Origin of the sequence: Petrimonas sp., assembly GCF_963921705.1 — a bacterium.
GTDB classification, from domain to species: Bacteria; Bacteroidota; Bacteroidia; order Bacteroidales; family Dysgonomonadaceae; genus Petrimonas; species Petrimonas sulfuriphila.
The window spans coordinates 3,230,856-3,255,081 of sequence record NZ_OY997410.1 but is presented as its reverse complement, the minus strand read 5'-3'; the positions used below and the strand labels follow the sequence as shown (position 1 = coordinate 3,255,081).

Genomic DNA, 24,226 nt, shown 5'->3' with positions numbered 1-24,226 from the left:
ATAAATAAAAAAAAAAGATATGCAATACAATAAAAATAAATGGAGGTTTAGAACCATCTTTTTGATAGTAGTAGTGCTATTAAGTGGTTGCACACAAGACTATCTGAGTGATGGGGAAATAGTGGACGAGAAAGTGGTTGCTTTACAAGAAAAAGATAAAGAACTACGTCTTGCATTATTGACAGGTATTGAGAGTCTTCGAACTAAAGTATTGTCAACGCTTACAGAAACTGACAATCGACTGAACGGTGAGATTGACAATTCTATGACAACTTTAGCGCAAACAGTGAAAACAAAAATGGGTGAAGTAAACAACTTTCTCAATACAGAGTTAGCCACTCGTACTACTGAATGCAACACAAAGATTGGAGCATTGAATAACAGTGCAAATAATTCAAAAACCTCTTTTGAAACAGCTCTTGCCACTACCAAAAGGGAGGTGGAACAGGCAATAGCAGATGGTGAAACTGAAAGAGCTGCTGAACTGAATAGACTTAAAAATCATTACGAAAAAGCTGTACGTCAAACTGATAGCATTAGCGATAAGGCTGATGAGTGGAAGATACGCTTACAATCTATTCTTGATATGGACTATAGTACAAAGTTTATTGCTGTAGAATCTCGTTTAGTAAGCTTAGAATCGTACCAGTTAGATGCTAAAGTTGATGATTTAAAGCAATTTTTATATTCCCTTTCAGAAGAGAAACTTGAAGAGCTGTCAATGGAAGACCTGAATAAGTTTATGTTTTTTATGGGTGAAACAGAGGAAAGGCTCGCTGAAGCGAGGCAGTTGGCAGATGATGCTTTGATGTTAGCTGATGATATTGAATCTACTGCTGAAGATGCAATAAGTGATGTTGAAAGGATGATGGATGACCTTGAAAGTTACTTGGATGATATGTTTAGCGAACTATCGGGTGCGGATTTACATGGTCCAAATGATATGATTAGCGATATAATGTCTCGATTAGACTCTTTTGATGGTTTAATAACTTCATTAGAAGATGCTGCTGATGCATTAGGAGAGTTAATGGAAATGACTGTAGATTCAGGTAATTTTTCCCAGTTTGAAAGCTCAGAATCTACTATTGAGTCAGAGATTGCCCATGTAGAAACAACCGCCGAAATTTGTGCCGAACACATTTCAGAACTTTTTGACCTAATAGAAGATTGGAAAGATAGTCATTGGTGGTGGGATGATTAAAATGAATCTCTTATCAATGAAAAAATTGTTTATAAATAAAGAACAAAAATATATAACACATCAAATTAAATACAAAATGAAAAAAATAAATTTATTTGTTTTAATAGTAGCTGTGCTGTTGCCAAGTATAGTTTCAGCACAAAAAAATGAAGACAGTGAGCAAATCAATGAGTCACGACGCAGGTATTACTATAACTACAGTCGTTGGAGCATTGGAGTAAACGGAGGAGCTTCGGCTTTATGGGGCGACTTCTCTACTTTCTCAGAAGACAAAACATACCTGTCACCTATTGGGGGTTTGCAAGTTACATTGCAGGTCAATCCTTATATTGGATTCTCAGCGGAAGGGAGTATTGGAAAAAATCGTATAAGTGCTACAGGAGATAATGCCGCTGAATATTTAAATCCTAATGGTTATCATTCTCCTACTGCCACCGATGCAAACACCAATACGAACTTTCTGAAATACAACGATTTGTATGCTGATGTAGAGGTGTATCAAGGACGTGTGGGGTTAGATTTGAACTTAAATAATATATTTGCAGGAAACAAAGGCGATAAATTACGCAAGGTTTCAGTGATACTCTCTCCATCGTATTATTTACAATATTATAGACCTACAGTATATAAGAAAAGTGATAACGCAAGATATAGCAATCGTGATTTACATTACGAAAACACAAGTGGTGTGGGTGGGGAAATTGCTGCACGCTTTAGAGCAAGCCGTATTGTCGATTTTCAGGTAAAAGGAGGAGGCGTATATGGATTTAATAAAAAATTTGATGGTGTAGCTGGTGCCAGCGATAATAATATAATGGCTTATGTGCAGGCAGGTATCATTTTCAAATTAAATGGTAAAACCAAGCGAGACAATTTGATTTATGCTGCAACTCCCAAGTATGTGCCAATGGTAGAAATGGTAGAAGCAAAGCGTGTTGTAGAATCAAAAGAGCCAAAAGTAATTGAACGAGTAATACATGATACGGTATATGTAGACCGGTATGTAGATAAAAGAACTGATAAAGAAGCTATTAAAATTATAGGTATTCTTCCTTATGTAAGTTTCGAACGCGGAAAATCGGTGTTGGATAGGATTAAATACAAACAAGAATTAGATGCTATCGTTGATATTCTTGAAAATAATTCTACTGTTACTATTGATATTTATGGTTGGGCAGATCATACAGGTAGTGAAAGTATTAATATTGAATTGACTGCTGAACGAGCAAAAGTTTTACGCGATTATCTTGTAGAAAGAGGTATTGATGCCAATCGAATTAAACAAGTAGAAGGAAAAGGAAAGGATACTCATCTCAGTGGAGACGCAGCTTACAGTGCAAAAGCACGCCGTGCAGAAGTTATCATTGATTGATGCTATTATAATTAACTGATGTTTCGCAGTTAAAAATGAAGTTGATAATCAGAGGATAAGAGATAAAAAAAGCAGCATATTTTAGCTAATATATCATTGAAAATGATTATCTTAGCGATGGAAACCAAACCATTAAAATATGCTGCAGGACAAAGATATTAAAAAGATTCAAGAGTTGAAAGCGGACTTTACCCCCGGCAGGGTTTCCGCTGAAGATATTTTTAGCCGCTTCAAGGCGTTGAAGCTAAGCGAAGGTCTTTCTGAGTTCAAATGGTTCAAGACCCGGGGATATGATTTTAAAATGGTCCTGGCCCTGCTGGTCTCCATGGTGGTCAGTTCAGACAAGACGGTCAACTCCTATCTGAACAGCCCCACAGGTGAAGGTTCCACCATGGGCAAGGATGTGTTCTATCGCTTGAAGAACAGTTCCATCATATGCTGGCGGATGCTTATGTGGCATCTTGTGCATCGTTTTCTGACGGTGACGTCCAAAGATAGTGATGTAGATGATACCTCATCCCGTTACCTGATCTTCGATGACACCACCCTGTCTAAAACCGGGAAGCGTATAGAGAAGATCGGGAAGGTATGGGATCATGTAACCAACAGCTACGTGCTTGGATTCAAGCTGTTGGTGATGATGTACTGGGACGGTAAGTCCTCCATACCACTGGATTTCAGTCTTCACCGGGAAAAAGGGAAAAAGCAGGAACGCCCGTTTGGGATGACCAAAAAGCAGATCCGCAAGCAATACAGTTGCAAGCGTATCAAGGACTCGTACACCGCTAAACGTGTGGAAGAACTGGACACGAACAAGATTCAGATGGTCCTGCGGATGTTTTTCACGGCCATCTATCGCGGGCTTCGTGTTGATTACGTCCTGGTGGACAGCTGGTTTACTTGCGATGCGTTGATACAGGCTATCCGGAGTGTGAAGGACAAGGAAGTTCACCTGATCGGGATGTACAAGTTTGCAAAGACTAAGTTTGAGTATCAGGGTAAGAGCCTGACTCACGCCCAGATCAATAACATGCTGGGCAAACCCAGGCGCTGCCGTTCCCTGGGTTACCAGTACAAACAGGCCAGGGTGCTGTACCAAGGTGTTGAGATCTGCCTTTTCTTTAGTCGTCGGGGCAAAAATGACAAATGGAAGGTTTTGTTGACGACGGACACGAAACTGACGTTCAAGGGATTGATCGGGCATTACCAGGTAAGATGGGTTGTGGAGGTGTTCAATCGAGAATCGAAGCAATTGTTGAACCTGGGAAGATGTCAATCCAGTAACTTTGACGCCCAGGTAGCAGAAACGACCATCAGCATGATAGCCTATCTGTTATTGACACTGCGTTTCCGGTACGATAACTACGAGTCGAAAGGGGCACTTTATCGGTCAATGAACGCCGATGTGCTCAGGGAAACACTCGACAGACGGCTATGGGGGCTGTTCATCGAGTTAGTCTGCTCAGTATGCGAGGTATTGGAGATGGATGCCGATGATTTACTTGAAAAAATGTTGGCCAATCCAAAAGCAGAATCCATGATCATTGCACTGTGTTGTTCGGTGATGGTTAAGGACGATTGAGAAATTGTAAAATATAAAATGTTATAGTACAGAGATATAGATAATAATGCATTTCCCTTCTATTTCTTTGTCAATGGTTTGAGGGAAGTGCGAAACATGAGATACTAAAAACAATAAAATGAAAGCAGCAACTTCCAGAGCATTTGTGGCGATAGCCTTCCTACTGGCATTCAGCTTTACAATTGATGCACAAATCAACGTTAAAAAATTAGGCAGTCAGATAAAAAGGTCTGCCGAACAGCAGGTTGAACAAAAAGTAAAAGAAAAAGCAGCACGTGAAACCCGCGAAAGTTTAGATAGAGCCGAAAAAAAACTTGATCAGGGCGTTTCCAATGCCTCATCCGGTGGAGCCTCCTCCGGCCGTAAATCGGTTAGTCAGGGCAAAATCCCCATAGGATCAAAAACCATTTACGTGTCCTCAAACAATGGTAGCAACCGCAATGACGGCAGTCAATCATCGCCACTCAAAGACTTGCAAAAAGCCATTGATGAAGCCCCAGAAGGAGCCCTTATTTGCCTTGCCGAAGGCAATTATCTCGGTTATTTGGATCAGGGATGGGTGAAGGTGAATAAGTATGTTTCTATCGTAGGAGGCTATTCCAATGATTTTTCGCAACGCGACCCTATAAAGTTTCGTACTACAATGCAACCAGGACCAGCTCAGATAATGACTTCGGGCAATCAAGGGGTGATGGATATTCGTGTAGTCGGTAAACGGAATGGTGTAGTGTTAGTAGATGGTATCATTTTCGACCGCGGACAAATCAATGCTTATTTAGCTCCGATTTATGACAATCCGGTAGCCGCTGCTCCTGAGGGATGCGAAACAGGACGTATCCTGGTTGTTGGCGAATCGGTAGCGAGCGTGCCTACTATGAAACCCGAGGGTATGAAAAGCGCATTTCAGCTTATCAGCGGTGAGATGGAGGGAAATTTAACCGTCCGCAACTGTGTATTTCTCAACGGATATCACTTCGCCATACAGATGGCCTGTAAAGGCGGACATTTTGATATTTACAACAATGTGTTTGTAGCAAACCGAATGGCTGCCTGCGAGGTGCGTGGCGGACTGGCACTACCCAATACATCCAAAATTTCATTTCACGAGAATACCGTGCTGTTTACTTGGTGCCGAGATAAACTCATGGAAGATATGGGATATGGATTCCGCTATATGACAGGTATTGACGCCGATGTGTATAACAATATAATCGGCTGTTCCAACTATGGCGGTCTGGATCGCGCTTATGTGGATGCTGATAAATCCAAAGAAGCGAAAAGAGTAACCTCGGCGTGGAACAACTTGTTTTTTGGAAACCGCAATGGCGATATGGTGCTACCATCTGGTGGCGGCGGATGGACATTTGTTTTAGCAAAGAATTTTGAGGACGTAAACCAATTGCATAAATATGAAAATAATCGTGAGATGAACGAAGCAGAGGTAAATGCCATCAGCAAAAAGATAGATGTGCCTTATTTGAAAGGATTTATAGGAATAACCGGTTCACAAACCTCTTCTTTTAATCCCAATTCATCAGTAAATCAGTTTCGTTCGGCATTGGGAATGAATATGCAAGGCACTGAAACTATACGTGTTTCCATGTATGGCAATCGCTTTCCATACGAAAAGACATTTGAGCTTTTCGGAGCCGTCGATGGATATGGGGCACAGATGATTAAGTAGGGAGTTGGAAGTTGGAAGTGAGAAGCAAACCCGTAAAGCGGTTTAAAGTCACTTTACCGAATGTCCACTAACATTAACATAAAAAAAACAAAGATGAAAACAAAATCAATTTTTCTGGTGCTGCTCATCGTGGTATTTTGTATGCCTGTGCAAGCACAAATCAACGTTAAAAAATTAGGCAGTCAGATAAAAAGGTCTGCCGAACAGCAGGTTGAACAAAAAGTAAAAGAAAAAGCAGCGCGTGAAACCCGCGAAAGTTTAGATAGAGCCGAAAAAAAACTTGATCAGGGCGTTTCCAATGCTACTTCGGGCGGAAGCTCTACAGACAAGAAAGGAGTCGCAGACGATTCCCAAAAGAAATATAATCCGGGTGTCGAAGCTCCTGCTGTTGACCCAAGGGCTTCTGACGGAAACTCTAAAGACAACAAAGGAGTTGAAACCAACAACAAAGAGAAATACACCCCGAGTGCCCAAGCACTTGCTGCCGACCCAAAGGCTTCTGACCAGACTGTAGAACCCGGCTTTACAAAATCGATAAGTGAAATACACGCAGCTTATGAGCAGCTCGACCCAAAAGTATTTACTTATCAACCCTACTATGAATATAAGGTATTTTACAATGTTCATGATAAATCTACTGAAGATTTTCGTGTAAGAGAATTTAACTCACTAATAGCTAATATCGCAAGCTTAGGACCTTTAAATTACTATCCTGTGAACTATTTAAAGATAAAAACACCTGATGGTAATTTATTGGTAACCATGGATGAACTTTTCAGAAATGCCTGGACAGCTCAGTTTGTTGCCGATCCAATGAGTTCTGAAGCATTTGATAAGTTTACAAAAGCACTTATGTTTGGAAATCAGATATTTGAGGCAAAAATATATTACGAAATGGACGATCCGGATAAAGGAGTTGTACATGCAAAAACGGGTGAATTATTAATTGCACCTTCACGTAGCATTTACGAAAGTCGTCAGGATAGACGGGAAGAAGCAGGGCTATCCTTAGCGCGTAATGTAGTATCGATGGATTATGTTCGTACTTACCTAAAAGATCTGTTTAAACAGTTTAACACAGAAACTGATGCAGTGGTGAAGTATAGATTGTACTGGCAAATTGATGCTGTTATGCTTGATATCTTTAGAAAACATAAAGATTATAATTCTTCTGATGTTGCCAATCGTCAAATTGAAGCATCCTATAGCGCCATGGAATCTCAACGTATGGATGTTGAATCAGATGCACGCTTGAGTAATGCCAAACCCGTTGAAATGCCTAAGGGGGTGAGTATAGATGCAGCCACCTCAGCAAAAGTAAATGGTATGGCGAAAGAAATGCTTGGGGCTGAATATGTAAAAACTATATTTTTAAGTAGCAAATGGTCAGAGTTTCAGGAAGACAAATATCCTTATCGGGTGATGCATTTAAGTTTACCAGCAGCAGTTATTGTGAAAAGAGCTGATAAATATTTAATGAATTACTATGACATTACCAAAAGCCCTAATGGAGGTGAGTGGAATATGATGGTAAAAATGGGCTCAAGTTTTCAGCCCGTAAATTACAAATAGTGACCATATGTTTCATACCACAAACCGTGAGTAATGAAAAAAACAATTTAAAGTTAATCAAAATGAAAAAAACAATTCTCTTTACATTCATCGTTGCAGGCTTAATCCTTGGCGGATGCAGCAGCAGCAATTCACAGCCTAAATTGAAAGACATGAGCGAAATTGAAAAACTAACCAAAGAACAATTTGCCGAGGAAACAGCAGCAATCAATGTGCATGTAGTCCAGGAAATGGGAAAACTGCTTGACAAACACAGCAAAATAGATGCAAATTTCGAAAAAGACATCGATGCATTGCATAAAAGCTCGGTGAGGCAGATGGTTGAGTATGGTAAAGTACTTGATAAGAAAGATGAAAAAACACGAGTAGACTATGTAATGGCCAGTTTAACCGCCTCATGGGATGCGATGGATAAATTGGGCACCGAGGTTACAGAAGGTTTTGAGGCAAAGTTTGACGCAAGACTCCCTGAACTTGAAGCCTATGGTGTCAATAACTTAGAGCGAAAATTTGACGATTTGTTTGCTATCATGAACTTTCTGGATTTCGAAAGAATAAAAGAGGAGCGCCCCGAAAGTGCAAAGGAATTTGGGATAAAATAATACAGAGATGATATAATGCAGGGACGCAAATTTTTACGTCTCTGCATTATCAAGCATTCAAAAATCAAGAAATCATGAACGAAACCATGACTGAAACCAAACAACCTATAACCGATGCTTTGCAGACAAAATGCAAAGCGTGTGGTGGCATAATGCAGTACTCACCTGCCGATGAAGATTTGAAATGCGTTTATTGTGGATACATCTCAGGATTGGATCTTACAGCAGCCGAAATAAAGGAAAACGATTTCAACCATTGGAAAGACCGTGCCGAAGAAAATAGTGAAGGACAAACAGTAGAAGTTACCGAAATAAAGTGCCGGCAATGTGGCGCCAATACTACATTGGCTCCCAATATTTCGGCAGCAAAATGCGTGTTTTGTTCTACGCCTCTTATATTAAACGAAGCATCCATAAAGCGTTTTTGGCAACCGGAATATCTGCTTCCGTTTAAAATAACGGAAAAAGAAAGCGGTGCCAACTTCACAAAATGGCTGGGAAAGAAATGGTTTCTGCCATCGGAGCTAAAAAAAGGAGGAGTGGACAATGAGATGTTCAAAGGTGTATATCTACCATTTTGGACGTATGATGCTGAGACTTATACTGAATATAGAGGGGAACGTGGCGAAGACCGTACTGAAACTTCTCGCAACAACAAAGGAGAAGAAGTTCGTCGCACTGTTACAGATTGGTATCCTGCGCGGGGAGATGTATCAGTATCTTTTGATGATGTAGTAGTTCCCGCGGCAAAAACACTTCCACCCAAAATTATGAACCAGCTAACCAACTGGGACATGACGAACTGTGTGGCCTATCGGCAGGAGTTTATGGCGGGGTTTATCACCGAAATTTATCAAATTGATTTCAGAGAAGGAGTGAATAGAGCCAAAGAGAAAATGGATAATGTGATTGATAGTACTATCCGCTCTGACATTGGAGGCAACAAACAAAAGGTTAGCAGTAAAAACACACAATACAACGACTTGATGTTCAAACTGCTACTGTTGCCGATCTGGATCAGTGCCTTTAAATTCAACGGTAAACTCTATCAATTTGTTGTCAACGGACGCACAGGGCAGGTTATTGGTGAATATCCAAAAGATAAAACCAAGATTATATTGTTGATAGCTGCAATAATAGCTGTTATAGCGGCACTGATAATGATGCTTGGGTAACAGAAAAAAAAATAAAAGAAAGTATGGGTAGAAAAATAATCATTTGGTTCGTAATATTCACAGTATTACTGTTGATTGTTCCCTTTTTTTGGGGGACATACAACAGGCTAATTAAACGCGAAGAGAACGTGAAAATGGCTTGGTCGCAAGTAGAAAATCAATACCAGCGGCGAGCCGATCTGATAATGAACTTGGTTGAAACCGTTAAGGGATATGCTTCGCACGAGCAAGAAACATTCAGACAGGTGATTGAAGCAAGAGCCAATGCCACAAATACAAACATCGAGAGCGACCAGCTCAATGCAGAGAATTTACAGCAATTCAGTGAAAAACAAGCAGAGCTGAGCTATGCACTGTCTCGATTAATAATGATTGTAGAAAACTATCCCGATTTGAAAGCCAACGAAAATTTCATCATGCTGCAAGGACAGCTGGAAGGCACTGAAAATAGAATAGGGGTGGAGCGAAAGCGATTCAACGAAACAGTGAGAGTTTACAACACTTACCGAAGACGATTTCCAAAAAATCTGGTTGTCGGATTGTTTGGGTTCGAGAAACAAGATTATTTTGAATCTGCTCCCGACAGTGATACAAAACCTGATGTGAAATTCTAATATAACAACTTAAAAGATAAAACAGGTATGAGAAATTCAATTTTGAAATCTTTGACAATAGTGTTTCTGCTGTTGCTTAATTTAGTTTCGTATGCACAAGTTCAATACACGGTGAGGGAGGTGCCCAATGTGCAGCTAAGAGATGCTCAACAGTTCATTTCAGATCCTGAGCAGGTGATCACATACAATGACAAGGAAATACTGAACAAAAAACTATTTGAGATAAGAGAATCATTAGATGTTCAGACGGCAATTGTCGTAATTCCTGATATTGATGAGCAATACACTTCTGCAAAAGAATTTGCAACAGAATTATTCGGCTATTGGGGATTAGGCGATCAAAATTCAGACAACGGATTGCTTATCTTGCTTCTGACAGCTGATGGGAAAAGAGAAATTGTATTTGAAACGGGTTACGGAATAGAAAGCACATTGAGTGATGGCACATCAAAACTGATTCAAGCTCAAAAAATGATACCGTTTCTGAAGGAAGATGCCTATGGAGAAGGACTGATTGCGGGGGTGGATGAGATAGAAAAAGTTCTTAAGGGAACTTCTGAACTTATAAAAGAACCCATTGACGCAAAAAGCATGACTTTGCCAATTATCATCTGGCTGGTATTAGGTGTAGGAGCATTAGCTTTTAATGAGAGCAGAAAGAAAAAGAAAGTATCTGAAGAATCTTCACCCTATTTAGGTGCCATCAAGCAGAAATCAGCTGGTGGATTGGGATGTTTGCTTGCCGTATTATTTTTTCCTGTATTTATCCTATTCAGACTTTTCAAGGGTGGTGCCAAGAATGCAAAGATTGATTGTCAGAGTTGCAAATCAACTGGCACTGTCAGCTTGAAAAAGGGAGAACCCATAATCAAGCAACAGGCAATACCTGGACAGGATGGCATGAAAGAGTATGAGTTCGTTTGTTCTAAATGTGGATTTGTGCATAAGGAGTTGGTTCCTTATAAATATGTGAAACCACAAACAGAATCTACAAACAGCGGAAATAATACCACTTACCGAAGCGGTAATTTTACTAAGGGAGGTTCGTGGGGAGGAGGAAAAAGTGGAGGCGGCGGAGCATCCACTAAGTTTTAAAATTGAACTATTTACTAATTTAAAAAACAAAAATTATGAACACAAATTCGATTATTGAAAATTTCAAAGAGATTGTAACTAACAAGTATGCACAATTTACGGGCAGAGCTAATAAAACAGAGTTTTGGCAGTATATCCTTGTTTACATTATTGTTAGTGTAGTATTATCTATGTTTATAAATATCCTGGGTGGAGTAAAACTGCTTAGGATGTTATTTATGATTATTCAGGGATTATTCGCTTTAGCTTTATTGATACCTTCAATTGCAGTTGGAGTACGCCGTATGCACGATATTGGCAAAGGTGGAGGATGGATTCTGGTAAATATGATTCCACTTATTGGATCTATATGGTTTATTCTATTGGCTATCAAAGATAGTGAGCCAGGTCCGAATAGATTTGATAAATAATATAAATTTACTTTTATGAAAAAGAAGAGTATAACTAGGTATTACATAATAGTGGCTATTCTTTCAGTGTTGGTAATGTCTTGAAGAGGTGGCACTTCATCTGAGAAATCTAAAAACCCACAAATCACCATTACAACAGAAGTAGAGGTTGGCACACTATTTTCGTTTTATTTTGAGCGGAGCGCCAATGATACCGCAGCCATTTGGGTTGATTTGAATAATGATAAAGTTCAGGATGAAGGGGAACTGATTTATCCCGATGAGCTAACAGAATTTAAAGGAATCTTAGATGCCAATACCTTCACCATTTATGGTGATGTAAGCTATATTAACTTGAATGTGAAGAAAATAACCAATTCGGATATTTCAAAATGCCCAAACCTAAAGGAGTTACAAGCAACTAGTAATAAACTTACATCCATAGACTTAACAAAGAATGTTCAGTTAACCGATTTGCAAATAGCAAATAATGAGTTGACAGAATTGGATTTGAGTAATAATGCAGAGCTAAAAGAACTTTGGATTGATAGTAATAAAATCAAAACGATTAAAGCAAAGAAATTCAATCAATTAAGAAGAATTATTTGTCAAGATAATGAAATCAGTGCAAAATCGATGATTGAACTTTTCAAAGCAGTACAACACGTTGAAAAACCCGGAGGTGCTGTAGCAGAAGTGAGTTATGACACCGAAGAAGATTTGAATGAGGTGCCGCAAGAAGCGGTGGATATTGCTAAAAGCAAAAACTGGCGACTTATAAAAACTACAAGAGAGGGTGAAATAGAGTATTAGCCATATGAAAGTCATTGTAAATAGAACAGAGGTTGAACTCTTCAGCGGCGCAAAAGTCGCTGATGCAGTTCGAGCATATTATGTTCGTCGAAAGCTCAAAATTCCAAATCCATTACCTCCTGTTGAGGATCGATACGGAAACAGTGTAGCCCACGATGGCAGGCTGTCAGAGGGGAACAGATTAAGAGTTCAATTAAAAAAATAGAAAAATGAAAAATAATTGATTAAACATAAACATTGGCGATTCGTATTTGAATCTTTTTCTGGGTCGATTATTGAGTTGATATTCCACAAAATTAATATAATCTGTAGGAATACAATCAAAATCAACTTTTTTCGGTATATATTGCCTGACGAGGCGATTAAAATTTTCGTTCGAACCTCTTTGCCAGCTTGCATATGGTTTAGCAAAGAAGAAATCGATATTTAAATGTTTGGCTACCAATTCATGAGCGGCAAACTCTTTCCCGTTGTCAGATGTGATTGTTTTAAGGAAAGGTTTCCATTCCATCAAACAATCAATGGTAGCCGTTGCAAGTTGCTGAGCATCTTTTCCATCTAATTTACGAAGTTTTCCGAATCCGGTAGCTCTGTCATTGATGGTTAAGATAGCGCCTTTGTGATTTTTACCTATAATCAGGTCAATTTCTAAATCACCAAAGCGTTCGCGCAGTTCAACTTCAGGCGGTCTTTGAGAGATGTCTGTGCGATTGGGGATTATACCCCGTTTATCGTAAATCACACTTCGCTTTTTATAGCGACGTCCTCTGTTTCTAAGATCAAGATACAGCGTTCCTTTTTTTCGCTTATCTTGCCAAATAAACTGATAGATTCGCTCGTGTGACACACATTTATCCCCGTTCTTTTTGGCAACACCTGCAATTTGTTCAGGACTGTGTTTTAGACGCAATCTATCTCTGACATATTCCTCTACTTCAGGTGTGAAGGTTCTGGTTTTAGCTTTATACTCCTGACGCTTCAGGTATTTACGATGAGCTAAATCATCTCTGTAAACGCCGGATCGGGCATCTGCATTGTGGCGGATCTCCCGGCTGACAACTGATTTATCTTTTTTAATAACAAGGGCTATTTCTTTTTGATTATAGCCGTTTTGCAACATCGATGCAATAGTATATCTTTGTTCCCTGGTTAAATGACTCATAAATGTGAACTTTAGGCGGAGAACAATTATAGTCATTTTTTCCATCGGAGCAAAGGGGGGGAGTCTTTCCTCCCTAGCTCTGAAAAAATAATCTATACTATCCTGCCGTCAAAGTTGCATTTACTAATTGAATTTACAAATGTAATATATGGATGGAATTTTAAATGAAAAAGTAATAATCTGTTCATGAATAGAATAAACGCGCAAGTAAACAATATCTTTGAGAAAAGGAGGAAAAACTATTTACCTGGTTTACTACTCCCTAAAATATTTCAATACAGAGAAAAAACAAGACCAAATACCTGTTTGTTTGCTATGAAAATTAGGATTAATAGATATAAAGCACCAACCTCACTTGCTATACTTGTTGTGTTGCTGATAATTGGTTTTTTCTGCGATTGCTCAGATGCTCAAAAACAGTTGCAGCAAGCGGAAGCAAATCGAAAAGAGATTTCCGCCGTTTTATACAGAAACAGATACAGTGAAGATTCTCTGAAACTTTTGCTGAAACAATATATTGATGAGGAGAACGATTTTGCTGTAATGCTGGTTTATAAGCAGTTAGGTGTATTTATGCGTGAAAACTCGCGTTTCACCGAAGCAATAAATAATCATCAGGAAGAGTTGGCACTTGCTATGAAGCTCAATGATACCATCGAAATAGTGCAGGCATACAATAATCTGGGAACAGACTTCCGACGGATCGGCTCGCATGGCGAAGCATCAGATTATCATTATCAAGCATTGGATTATGCTGAAGCATATTCACAGGCACATGTGCCGGGAGTTGGAATGAAAAACAGAGTTGTTTCTCTAAATGGAATCGGAAACGTGAGCCTGACACTTGGATATTATGACCATGCTGAAAAATATTTCAGAATGGCGTTGGAAGATGAGCTGAAGCTGAAAAGCAATATAGGTCAGGCCATTAACTATGCCAATATTGGAGCAATTTTTGAAGAGCGGGGACAGTTAGACTCAGCACATGCCTATTATAATAAATCATTGGAGCATAATCGAATAGCCAAATCGGACATGGGAATTGGACTATGCCTTATTCATTTAGGCAAGCTTTATGAAAGAGAGCAAAAATATGAAAAAGCGAAAGATGAGTATATTCAGGCATACGACCTCATGCATCAAATATCCGACAGATGGCACTGGTTGGAAGCATGTATCTCAATTGCCAGAATTAATTTGTTAGACAATAATATTTCTGAATTCGAACACTATATCAGTCTTGCAGAGCAAACAGCAAATGAAATAAAATCGCCAGAACATTTGGCCGAAATATATTTGCTTAAGCACGACTTTGATGTGAGCACACAAGATTTCAAAAAAGCTCTTGAGCACTATCAATTGCAATCACTCATGCGAGACAGCGTGCAGGGATTGCAAAAAACTAATAGGTTTATAGACGTGCGCCTAAGTTACGAGCAAAACAAAAACATTAGGAACATTCAGAGAATTGAGGCGGAGAATAAATCCAAACAACGGTCGACGCATTTGACATTATATTTCACCTTGGCTCTGTCGCTTGTAGGAATTATCATCACAGCACTACTATATTATGCATACAAACAGCGCGTTAGGAGCAACAAAGCGTTAAAACAATTGGAGCAAACCAGAAGCGATTTTTTCACAAATATCACACACGAATTTAGAACTCCACTAACCGTTATAAAGGGTTTTAATGACCTATTAATGAGCAGCAAACACTTATCCGAAAAAGAAAAGCATGTTTATAGATCAGCCATAGACAGACAAAGTAATAATTTGCTTAATCTCGTAAACCAACTTCTTGATATTGCCAAACTTAAATCGGGAAAAGAGGCTCCCAACTGGAAACGTGGCGACATAATTTCGTATCTTAGAATGTCGGCCGAAACATTTAAGCTTTTTGCAAAAGAGAAAGATGTAAACCTTATTTTTTATTCTGTGATAGAGTCACAAGAAATGGATTTCATTCCTTTCTATATCGATAAAATTATTGGCAATCTTTTATCAAATGCTATAAAACATACAAAAGAGGGAGATAAAATAGACTTTGTGGTTTCAAAAGGACAACGCCCCGACACCATTAAGATCAAAATATCAGACACAGGAGATGGAATATCAAAGAGTGACTTGAAGCGTATCTTCGAGATGTTTTATCAGAGTACCAATAGTCAAAATGAATCGGGTAACGGCATCGGCCTGGCATTCACCAAGATGATGGTGGAAAAGATGAAAGGAGAAATTGAGGTTGACAGTGAATTGGGCATAGGCTCATCTTTTATTGTGACTTTACCATTAAAAAATAATAACCTAACAAACATTGAGCCACTTCTTGAGCAAAAGAGTTCTTTCTCGCTCTCGAAGATCCAACAAAGGGTTGGAACTAAAGAGACCAACTTATATACTGATATTAATGAAGAAGGAAATACTAATGAACAGCACATTATCTTGATTGTTGAGGACAATAGAGATGTCAACACATATATTAAAACAATACTGAGTGAAAAATATAGGGTGTTAGTTGCCCGAAATGGCGAGGAGGGCTTGAAACTTGCAAAAATGCATATCCCCGACCTTGTGGTTACGGATGTGATGATGCCTGTGATGGATGGCACACAGCTATGCTGCGAAATGAAACAGAATATTATGCTCAATCATATTCCAATAGTTATGCTTACGGCAAAGAGTAGCGACGAAGACCGTATAAAGGGCTTGAGATGCGGTGCCGAGGCATATATTAAGAAACCGTTTGATACAGAGGAGCTGTTCATTACTATCCATAATATACTGGAAAGTCGCAAAACGCTGATTGAAAAATTTATGGAGTCTGCCAATAACATAACAACCGACACTGTTAATAGAGCAGAGAGTGAAGCAAATCTCAAATATCTACATGTCATAACAGGTATTATTCTTACTGAAATGCAAAACCCTGATCTAAACACAGCCTATCTTGCTGAGAGAATGTCGGTAAGCACATCGCAGCTCAATCGAAAAATGAATGGTATAACGGGCAAGTCAACATTGTCTTATATTTTGCATGTGAAGCTAAACAAGGCAAAGAAGATGCTTCAGGAGACTTCTCTCCCTATGTCGGAAGTTGCTCATGAATGTGGATTTTATGATGCCAATTATTTTTCACGCATATTCAAAAAAGAATTTGGAATTTCCCCATCGCAATTTCAGAAGATACATGTTTAGCAATTAGCTTTTAGCTATTAGCCAACAGCTAAAAGCCAAAAGCCAACAGCCAATTAGCACATACAAAACACACATAATCAATCTGATACCACAAACAAATGCACTAATTGTGCTAATTATTTAAACGTTAATGCGTGCTTTATGCTAATTTCTGCGTGATATTTACAGACATATATAATGGATTAATCTCAATTTTGCTGTACAAAAAGATCAATTAAAACCTTATTAATATGAAAGCAAAATTAGCCGCACTCCTGATTTCGGCAGTTGTACTCAGTCAAAATTTATTTGCAGATTCTCCCCTGACTTCCACACCAATTAGTGAAGCTTATAAAGATTCAAAAATAGTTCAGTTAGCTTCCACAACCGAAGGAAGGTTAACGATTGAATTAATGAATTATCTGAATGAAAGTATGCATCCGGTTGAATTGAAAATAGCAGTAATCAATCAACTGGGCTGGGGTTTTAATGGTTTTAACAATGCCTACTACTTCTATGAATATTTGCAGGAGAAATATAACTTTAAAGACACAGATGAATTCCTTAATCAGGCCAGTGCTGATTTGCTGATTTCTTTGGCTTACCTGCAGGCAATGGAAAACTATTTCAATGTTGACGAGCCAATTATTTACGCACTCAAAGCAAGGTCGAAGAACAACGAAAGTTACACAATCAATATTATTTGCGCACTGATTGAGGCACAAAAAGCGATGGATTCAGATTGGAGTGAGGTTTATAACCTAACGAACAATGTTCGCCTGAATAGATCATTGAATAGAGATATGAAAGAAGAAGCGGTTAAAATAATTTTTGAATACATGGATTTGTACAAATGACTTCGGACTTAATGTTTTAACTTTTAAAACAATTAAAACAATGATGAAAAAATCTATTCTTTCTTCAACAACACTACTGTTTTCAATACTGGCAATTGCACTCTCAACAAGCTGCAATATTAGAGCTTATGAATAGATGTAAATAAATACTGGGCTTTTATTTTTAAATTTATATGAAATACAAACCTATTAAAAATTCCAACTATGAGAAAAATGATTTTTAGCACTCTCGTCTGCCTGATTTTATTCGGGGCAACTGCACAAGCACAAAAGAAAGAAAAAGTAATTCTGGACACCGATATGGTAGAGGTGTTTGACGATGGCATCACGATGATGATGCTTGCCAATGCTCCCAATATTGATCTTATAGGGGTTACCATTGTTGTTGGAAATACCTGGGTTCCTGAGGGAACTGCCTACGCCATCCGACAGTTGGAGGACATTGGAAAATCTCATATTCCTGTTGTACCGGGCATTCGCTACCCTATATTTCCAAGCCGTTTTGAAACCATTAAGAACGAGCGTATTTTGTTTGGTATTGGCGATGCTTATGTAGGTGCTGCGGGATATCCCGAGCCAAAATCGTGGGAATCGGTGTATTTGCAAAAATATGGGTCAGAATCAACTGCGAAACCTTTGGATATGAAGGCGGTCAACTTTATTATCGATGAGGTAAAGAAAAGTCCAAACGAAATAACCATCATTGCCATTGGCACATGTGTAAATCTGGCAACAGCGGTCCGTATGGCCCCCGAAATAATTCCATTGATTAAAAAAGTAATCTACATGGGAGGTTCATTCTTTAAACCCGGAAATACCACGCCCACGGCAGAGTTTAACTGGTGGATGGATCCCGAAGCAGCAAAAATTTGTCTTCGCTCCCCTTTCAAAGAACAAATTATCGTGAGCTTGGACGTATGCGAAAAAATGCCCTTCAAAAAAGACCGATACGAAAAGTTGACCGGTATGATTAAAAATACCGACTTGAAAGCGATGATGAAACGTAATTTCTTAAATACACTCTATATCGAAGATCCAAATTATGTGCATTACATCTGGGACGTAATTGCTGGAGCCATTATGATTGACCCAACCCTGATAACAGAAGAAGTAACACGCTATGTGGATGTGAATTCGCAATTCGGTTTCTCTTACGGGCAATCGGTCGCTTTTGAACGCAATCAACCGGTGGGAACGCAGGAGGCTCGCATTGTACTTACCGTTGATAGCGACAGGCTGTGGAAAATGGTAGAAGACTATTGCAGGGAGTTTTAGTGAGTTGGAACCTGGAAGTAGGAAGTAAGAAGTAGGTAGCTTGAGGAGTCGTCCCTCGTCCCACACGTCCCTCGTCCCCAAAAAAGTAAAAAAAAACAAAAGTAAGACTGAAAAATACAAACTCAAAAAAAAGGAATTATGAAAAAAGTATTTTTAACAATGGCATGCCTGTTCATGGTCATAGCCCTAATCAGTTGCAGTGGTTCTGCACCTAAGCAATTGACTGACCGGGAAATTTTAGTGAAAATTTATGAATCTATGAACGGTTCTAACTGGAAAGGGTCCGAAGCTACGAATTGGCTTAGTGAGAAACCGATTGGGGAATGGGAAGGTGTGAAAACCAATGATGAAGGAAGGGTGATTGCATTGCGGATTGCAGGAGACCATGTAAACGGAATTTTACCTGCTGAGATTGGAGGACTGACTGCATTGGAACAACTTTTTGTTTTTGTCAGAGAATGCGATGCTCCTAATGTTATCCCTAAAGAAATTAGGAGATTGACAAAGTTGAATAATTTGTCCCTTACGGTGCATACAAAGCCAAAAATGGATAAACCGGTATTGCCGGATCTTTCCACCCTTGTTGATTTGAAAAAATTATATCTCAAAGGATTTGGTGGAGTTATTCCTGAAAATATTTCACAATTAAGCAAATTACAGGTTTTGGGACTTCATGGATATGAAGGTAAAATTCCCGAAAGTATTTGTCAGTTAGCGGACCTAACCGAACTTTCCATTTCAATGCCCAATCAACCCGTAAATGGGTTGCCTGAATGTGTTGGCAGGCTAAGCAAGTTAACATTACTTAAGGTAGACTTCAGTATTGGATCTGTAGGTGGAAATAAAGAACCCATTGGAAAATTTCCTGAATCAATATGGGATTTGACAAATCTTGAATACCTGACTATGAATGCTTTAAGCAATTCCGGCGGCCCCATACCCGGCGACAAAGTGGCCAAAATGACCAATCTGAAAAGTGTAACTATAGTCAATTGTGGTCTTACCGGAAAGCTTCCTGTCGAATTATTTGCATCAGGTAAATTAATTGGTTTGGGTTTTTATCAAAACAAACTTACTGGAAGTATCCCGTCTGAAATAGGCACATGTCTCAATTTGGCTACACTCAGACTGAATCAAAATCAGCTCACCGGCAAGATACCTGCAGAATTAGCTAAATGTGTAAAGCTAACTGTATGCGATTTATCGAACAATCAACTTTCGCCTGAACTTCCGGCAGCCATGAAAGCACATCCTAAATTCAGCAATTTTAAATTTTAGGTGGAAATTGAACGCCAATCATTTAAAACATAACGCTATAAAACAATACTATGAAGCTATTTGTCAACGATGAGGAAGTAACGATACATAACGGAGCCAAAGTATTTGATGTAATGCGGGGCTATTACATGGCTCGCAACAAAAAACTGCCCCGGAAAATGCCAATCGTGACCGATGCCTATGGCAATAGCGTAGCTCCCGATGGCGCCCTGAGTGAAGGAAATCACTTGTACATTAAAACTAAAAAACAAACGCACAATGAAAACAATAACAACATCACAAAAGCTAATCTGCGGTATTGCTCTGCTTGGAACTACACTTTTGATAAGTTGTGGCACAAACCGCAAAGTAAAAGTAGCTGAGCTTCCCAAAGCAAAAACGATAGAAATCCTTGCCGTGAACGATATGCACGCAGCCATTGATAATTTCCCCCGGCTTGCCTTTATGGCTGACAGTTTGCGGAATATATACCCCAACTTATTGCTTATTTCGGGTGGTGATAATCAAACAGGAAACCCGGCAAACGACCAATATCCCGAAAAGGGAATACCCATCATTGAGCTGATGAACGCCGTGAAATTTGATATGTCGGCAGTGGGTAACCACGAGTTTGACTCCCGCCTTGTGGGTTTTGCAAACATCACACACAAAGCGAAGTTTGATTTCCTTAGTGCCAATATCGATCTGCCGAAAACACCCGATTTTCGCATTAAACCATATGTAATAATCAAAAGCCCAAATGGGCTGAGAACAGCCTTTGTGTCCTTTTTGGACATAAACGACAATGGAATTCCGGACACACACCCGGATAATGCAAAAGGATTTGGGTTTAAAGACCCGTTTCAAATCGCCAAAGAATATCTCTTCCTGAAAGACAGTTGCGACGTATTTGTGATGGTGAACCATCTCGGATTTGAAAACGATGTGAAATTAGCCAATCAACTGCCGGCAAATAGCGTAGATGTAATGATTGGCGGACACTCGCACACCAAAGTCGAAAAAGATCAAATCCACAATGGAATTATGATTACGCAGGCCGAACGGAAACTCAAATATGCAACGCTCATTAAGCTGAGAGTTGGTCCCGAAGGAAAGGTGGGTAGAGAAATGCAGTTGCTAACCGTGGGCAAGAAGGGGAATTCCCGTGCCGACATTCAAACAATGGTGGATGCCTACAACAACAATCCGGCATTGACCGAAACCATCGCAATAGCCGAAGACGATTTTTCAAACTACGAAGAAATAGGATTCCTGATGACCGATGCCATACGCTTTGCTTCGGGAACCGACCTTGCTTTTATCAATCCGGGTGGGGTTCGTATATCAACGCTTGCCAAAGGTCCGGTGCGTACCAAGGACGTTTATGAAATGGATCCTTTCGGCAACGAAATAGTGCTGTTTAACCTTACAGGCCACGAAATGCGCAATCTGTTTCTCAGTGCATTCCTACTCGATGACCATTTGCCCATTTATCCTTCGGGAATGACTATGCGCTATATGCTAAACCCCGATGGGAAGCTTAAAGATGTGGAACTTTTAACAACCGACGGAAAACCGTTTGATATGGACAAAACGTATTCCGTAGTCATGAACGATTATATGGCTTCGGTTTATAAATACAACCAAAACGATCCCGGACAGGGACTGTTTCGTCCTTCAGCAGAAACCACCATTGAATACCTTAAAGGGCTGAAAACCATTCCAAGTTATAGAGGAGTGACAAGGGTGGAGATGGTGAAGTAGGGAGTAGGGAATAGGGAGTAGGAAGTAGGAAGAGTAGGAAGAAAAAACGAAGCATTTTTTGTAACCGATAGGCTGGTCGATAAACAAGAATAATGTAAAAGCTTTTAATAAAACAGATGACAATGAAAACAACCAAATTAATTAATGTTCTGATTTTAGCGATTGCGCTGGTCATAAGCTTCAGCGCCTGCAAGAAAGCCACTCAGGATTTTGTAGAAGAAAAGGTGCCTGCCGACAATGCTTCCATTACCGGAACACTTGCCGGTAAAATTAACCATGATGAGCTTGATATGAGCGACAAGGCATCCTGCACCTTCGATCGTTTCCCATGGACGGTTGCAAAATTTCAGGAATTGCAGGCACAGGTTTCCACCGAGCCGCAAGGCGCCGTAACCATGGTGTTGATTGCCATGGAAATATACCGCAAATACCCCGTTTTTGGCGAAAAGTGTTTGTATCTGGCAACCACTGAAAATGAACACGATCCCAACAATCCCGGGCGTATGAGCAAGGACCGGATAATGCATCGCCTCAGCGAACTGCTTCGCGGTAAAGATGAATATTATGCGCGTCCCTATCAGGTAGCCGCTTACCTGAAAGGTGCCCATCAGCAAAACGGATACATACCTGAAAAGCCCTATACCGTGGAAGTGGAGGCTATGAATTCCAATTATGAATACAACAGTAAAATGGATGCTAAATTCATTCAGTACTATGTGCTCACCGGCGGTAAAGACAGCGGCAAAGACATCATTCGTGTAATCAAACCCTGGGACAGCAAATATTTTCTAGTCGATAATTTTCCCGGACTTTATTCACAGGTAAAAGAGCTGCCCGGCAGCAAAACCTGGGACGATAACATGTTTATTAAGTAAGTGGTAATCCGTATTAACGTGAATAAATCATGCTGATAATTCATCAGTAGCAAACACCAGACTAAAAAACCTTATTAATATGAAAGCGAAATTAGCCCTACTCCTGATTGCGGCAGTTGTACTCAGTCAAAATCTATTTGCAGATTCTCCGCTGACTTCCACACCAATTAGTGAAGCTTATAAAGATTCAAAAATAGTTCAGTTAGCTTCCACAACCGAAGGAAGGTTAACGATTGAATTAATGAATTATCTGAATGAAAGTATGCATCCGGTTGAATTGAAAATAGCAGTAATCAATCAACTGGGCTGGGGTTTTAATGGTTTTAACAATGCCTACTACTTCTATGAATATTTGCAGGAGAAATATAACTTTAAAGACACAGATGAATTCCTTAATCAGGCCAGTGCTGATTTGCTGATTTCTTTGGCTTACCTGCAGGCAATGGAAAACTATTTCAATGTTGACGAGCCAATTATTTACGCACTCAAAGCAAGGTCGAAGAACAACGAAAGTTACACAATCAATATTATTTGCGCACTGATTGAGGCACAAAAAGCGATGGATTCAGATTGGAGTGAGGTTTATAACCTAACGAACAATGTTCGCCTGAATAGATCATTGAATAGAGATATGAAAGAAGAAGCGGTTAAAATAATTTTTGAATACATGGATTTGTACAAATGACTTCGGACTTAATGTTTTAACTTTTAAAACAATGAAAATAATAATGAAAAAATCGATTCTTTCTTCAACAACACTACTGTTTTCAATACTGGCAATTGCACTCTCAACAAGCTGCAACCAGGCCGCCCGCAACCAGGAAGATAATACTTCCGGTTCTTTGATGGGAAAAACAGATGCGCAGCAAATTGCTTCGGGCGATAAATGGCTGAAAAGCATCTTTCAATGCTCCGCTGAAATCGGCTACTGTCTGCCTGATGAGAAGAAAGTGTTTACCGAACGGTATCTTGAGTTTTATCACGAAAAGCTCGAAATCTATGAATACCCTGAATTTGAGGCACAAGAAGAGCAGATAGCTGCCGAAAAAGTGTTTAAAAACAAATGGAAAATGATTTATCCTTTGGGTAAGGAAGTTTGGGCCCCGTTTGGAATGGGAAACGGCATGGAAGCAGGCGATAAATTAGAAAATGTGACCATAACCCACCTTTCTGATTTGAAATTTACAGCACTTATTGACTACGGTGAAGAGAACGTTTTTTTCAATACTCTAGTGCTTATCCCGTCGGCCGATGCATTTTTGATAGACTATATTGAAACAGCGTTAATCGATGTACATCAGGGTCATATAAATCTTCCCTTTTTACAAAATCTCGCACTTGCTAAATTTCAATTGGGAGCCAATCCCGATGATGCAAAACGTTTGTTGGGTAAACCACAATCTGAGAATACAGAAACAGAACCTTTGGAAGTTTCCGGTTACATAGATGAGGATTATATTGTGACGACCACAACCATGGAGTACGACGGCATTCAGTTAACCTATCAGGACGACCGCATGACTCACGCCTATATCACTAAGCCGGGGAAGGGTTTCGGATGGATTATTTGTGAAGACAAAAACTGCGATAAAGATTTTTTGATCGAGAAATTCGGACTCACTAAAGACGATTTATTTGAAAATAAAGACGGTAATAAAGCCTTCATAAGTATGGAGATTCTTAATATAGAAGTCAATTTTGATGAGAATGACCTGGTTAAAACGATAGAGTTTAACAGTGGGCCTTGATGGATTAAG

Annotated in this window: 21 protein-coding genes; 20 read left to right on the top strand and 1 reads right to left on the bottom strand. The window is 39.4% G+C overall.

The features are described from left to right. The first annotated feature begins 19 nt into the window (after window positions 1-19). From AACM02_RS13670 to AACM02_RS13620, 11 genes are all read left to right on the top strand, one after another. A complete protein-coding gene (locus tag AACM02_RS13670; RefSeq protein WP_339117279.1) occupies window positions 20-1,204 on the top strand; it encodes a hypothetical protein in 1,185 nt (394 codons plus the stop codon). 16 nt (window positions 1,205-1,220) lie between these two features. Further along, on the top strand, window positions 1,221-2,576 hold the full coding sequence (locus AACM02_RS13665; protein ID WP_339117278.1) for an OmpA family protein: 1,356 nt from the start codon (window positions 1,221-1,223) through the stop codon (window positions 2,574-2,576). A 139-nt stretch (window positions 2,577-2,715) separates the two neighbouring features. Further along, window positions 2,716-4,158 (top strand): transposase, encoded by a 1,443-nt coding sequence (locus AACM02_RS13660; RefSeq protein ID WP_339115938.1) that lies wholly within the window; start codon window positions 2,716-2,718, stop codon window positions 4,156-4,158. A gap of 118 nt (window positions 4,159-4,276) precedes the next feature. Continuing rightward, on the top strand, window positions 4,277-5,842 hold the full coding sequence (locus AACM02_RS13655; RefSeq protein ID WP_339117277.1) for a hypothetical protein: 1,566 nt from the start codon (window positions 4,277-4,279) through the stop codon (window positions 5,840-5,842). Window positions 5,843-5,935: 93 nt separating this feature from the next. Then, complete coding sequence (locus AACM02_RS13650; protein ID WP_339117276.1) at window positions 5,936-7,414, top strand: hypothetical protein; 1,479 nt, start codon at window positions 5,936-5,938, stop codon at window positions 7,412-7,414. Window positions 7,415-7,476: 62 nt separating this feature from the next. After that, window positions 7,477-8,016 (top strand): hypothetical protein, encoded by a 540-nt coding sequence (locus tag AACM02_RS13645; RefSeq protein WP_179399170.1) that lies wholly within the window; start codon window positions 7,477-7,479, stop codon window positions 8,014-8,016. A 74-nt stretch (window positions 8,017-8,090) separates the two neighbouring features. Continuing rightward, on the top strand, window positions 8,091-9,191 hold the full coding sequence (locus AACM02_RS13640; protein ID WP_339117275.1) for a hypothetical protein: 1,101 nt from the start codon (window positions 8,091-8,093) through the stop codon (window positions 9,189-9,191). 23 nt (window positions 9,192-9,214) lie between these two features. Continuing rightward, window positions 9,215-9,805, top strand: coding sequence for a LemA family protein (locus tag AACM02_RS13635; RefSeq protein ID WP_339117274.1), 591 nt, complete (start codon window positions 9,215-9,217; stop codon window positions 9,803-9,805). A gap of 27 nt (window positions 9,806-9,832) precedes the next feature. Continuing rightward, entirely contained in the window at window positions 9,833-10,900 is a 1,068-nt protein-coding gene (locus AACM02_RS13630) for a TPM domain-containing protein (RefSeq protein WP_339117273.1), read from the top strand. Window positions 10,901-10,935: 35 nt separating this feature from the next. Beyond that, entirely contained in the window at window positions 10,936-11,310 is a 375-nt protein-coding gene (locus AACM02_RS13625; protein WP_339117272.1) for a DUF805 domain-containing protein, read from the top strand. A 213-nt stretch (window positions 11,311-11,523) separates the two neighbouring features. Beyond that, on the top strand, window positions 11,524-12,102 hold the full coding sequence (locus AACM02_RS13620) for a hypothetical protein (RefSeq protein ID WP_339117271.1): 579 nt from the start codon (window positions 11,524-11,526) through the stop codon (window positions 12,100-12,102). Window positions 12,103-12,295: 193 nt separating this feature from the next. Here the strand turns inward: AACM02_RS13620 and AACM02_RS13615 are convergent, their stop codons facing one another. Further along, window positions 12,296-13,264 (bottom strand): IS30 family transposase, encoded by a 969-nt coding sequence (locus AACM02_RS13615; RefSeq protein WP_339117270.1) that lies wholly within the window; start codon window positions 13,262-13,264, stop codon window positions 12,296-12,298. 186 nt (window positions 13,265-13,450) lie between these two features. On the opposite strand from AACM02_RS13615, the gene AACM02_RS13610 reads away from it, so the two are divergent. From AACM02_RS13610 to AACM02_RS13570, 9 genes are all read left to right on the top strand, one after another. Beyond that, window positions 13,451-16,462, top strand: a complete 3,012-nt coding sequence (locus AACM02_RS13610; protein WP_339117269.1) for a response regulator — start codon at window positions 13,451-13,453, stop codon at window positions 16,460-16,462. A gap of 230 nt (window positions 16,463-16,692) precedes the next feature. Next, entirely contained in the window at window positions 16,693-17,298 is a 606-nt protein-coding gene (locus AACM02_RS13605) for a hypothetical protein (RefSeq protein ID WP_339117268.1), read from the top strand. Between the two features lie 204 nt (window positions 17,299-17,502). Beyond that, entirely contained in the window at window positions 17,503-18,573 is a 1,071-nt protein-coding gene (locus tag AACM02_RS13600) for a nucleoside hydrolase (protein ID WP_339117267.1), read from the top strand. Between the two features lie 138 nt (window positions 18,574-18,711). Continuing rightward, a complete protein-coding gene (locus tag AACM02_RS13595) occupies window positions 18,712-19,851 on the top strand; it encodes a hypothetical protein (protein WP_339117266.1) in 1,140 nt (379 codons plus the stop codon). A gap of 50 nt (window positions 19,852-19,901) precedes the next feature. Further along, complete coding sequence (locus tag AACM02_RS13590; RefSeq protein WP_339117265.1) at window positions 19,902-20,213, top strand: hypothetical protein; 312 nt, start codon at window positions 19,902-19,904, stop codon at window positions 20,211-20,213. Continuing rightward, window positions 20,110-21,594 carry a bifunctional UDP-sugar hydrolase/5'-nucleotidase gene (locus AACM02_RS13585; protein ID WP_339117264.1) on the top strand — a complete coding sequence of 495 codons (1,485 nt, stop codon included), beginning with the start codon at window positions 20,110-20,112 and terminating at the stop codon, window positions 21,592-21,594. The genes AACM02_RS13590 and AACM02_RS13585 overlap by 104 nt, the downstream gene beginning before the upstream one ends. Before the next feature lie 122 nt (window positions 21,595-21,716). Continuing rightward, window positions 21,717-22,469 carry a DUF6935 domain-containing protein gene (locus tag AACM02_RS13580; protein WP_321623866.1) on the top strand — a complete coding sequence of 251 codons (753 nt, stop codon included), beginning with the start codon at window positions 21,717-21,719 and terminating at the stop codon, window positions 22,467-22,469. 79 nt (window positions 22,470-22,548) lie between these two features. Then, window positions 22,549-23,154, top strand: coding sequence for a hypothetical protein (locus AACM02_RS13575; protein WP_339117263.1), 606 nt, complete (start codon window positions 22,549-22,551; stop codon window positions 23,152-23,154). A 43-nt stretch (window positions 23,155-23,197) separates the two neighbouring features. Beyond that, window positions 23,198-24,217 (top strand): hypothetical protein, encoded by a 1,020-nt coding sequence (locus AACM02_RS13570; RefSeq protein ID WP_339117262.1) that lies wholly within the window; start codon window positions 23,198-23,200, stop codon window positions 24,215-24,217. Window positions 24,218-24,226: the final 9 nt, after the last annotated feature.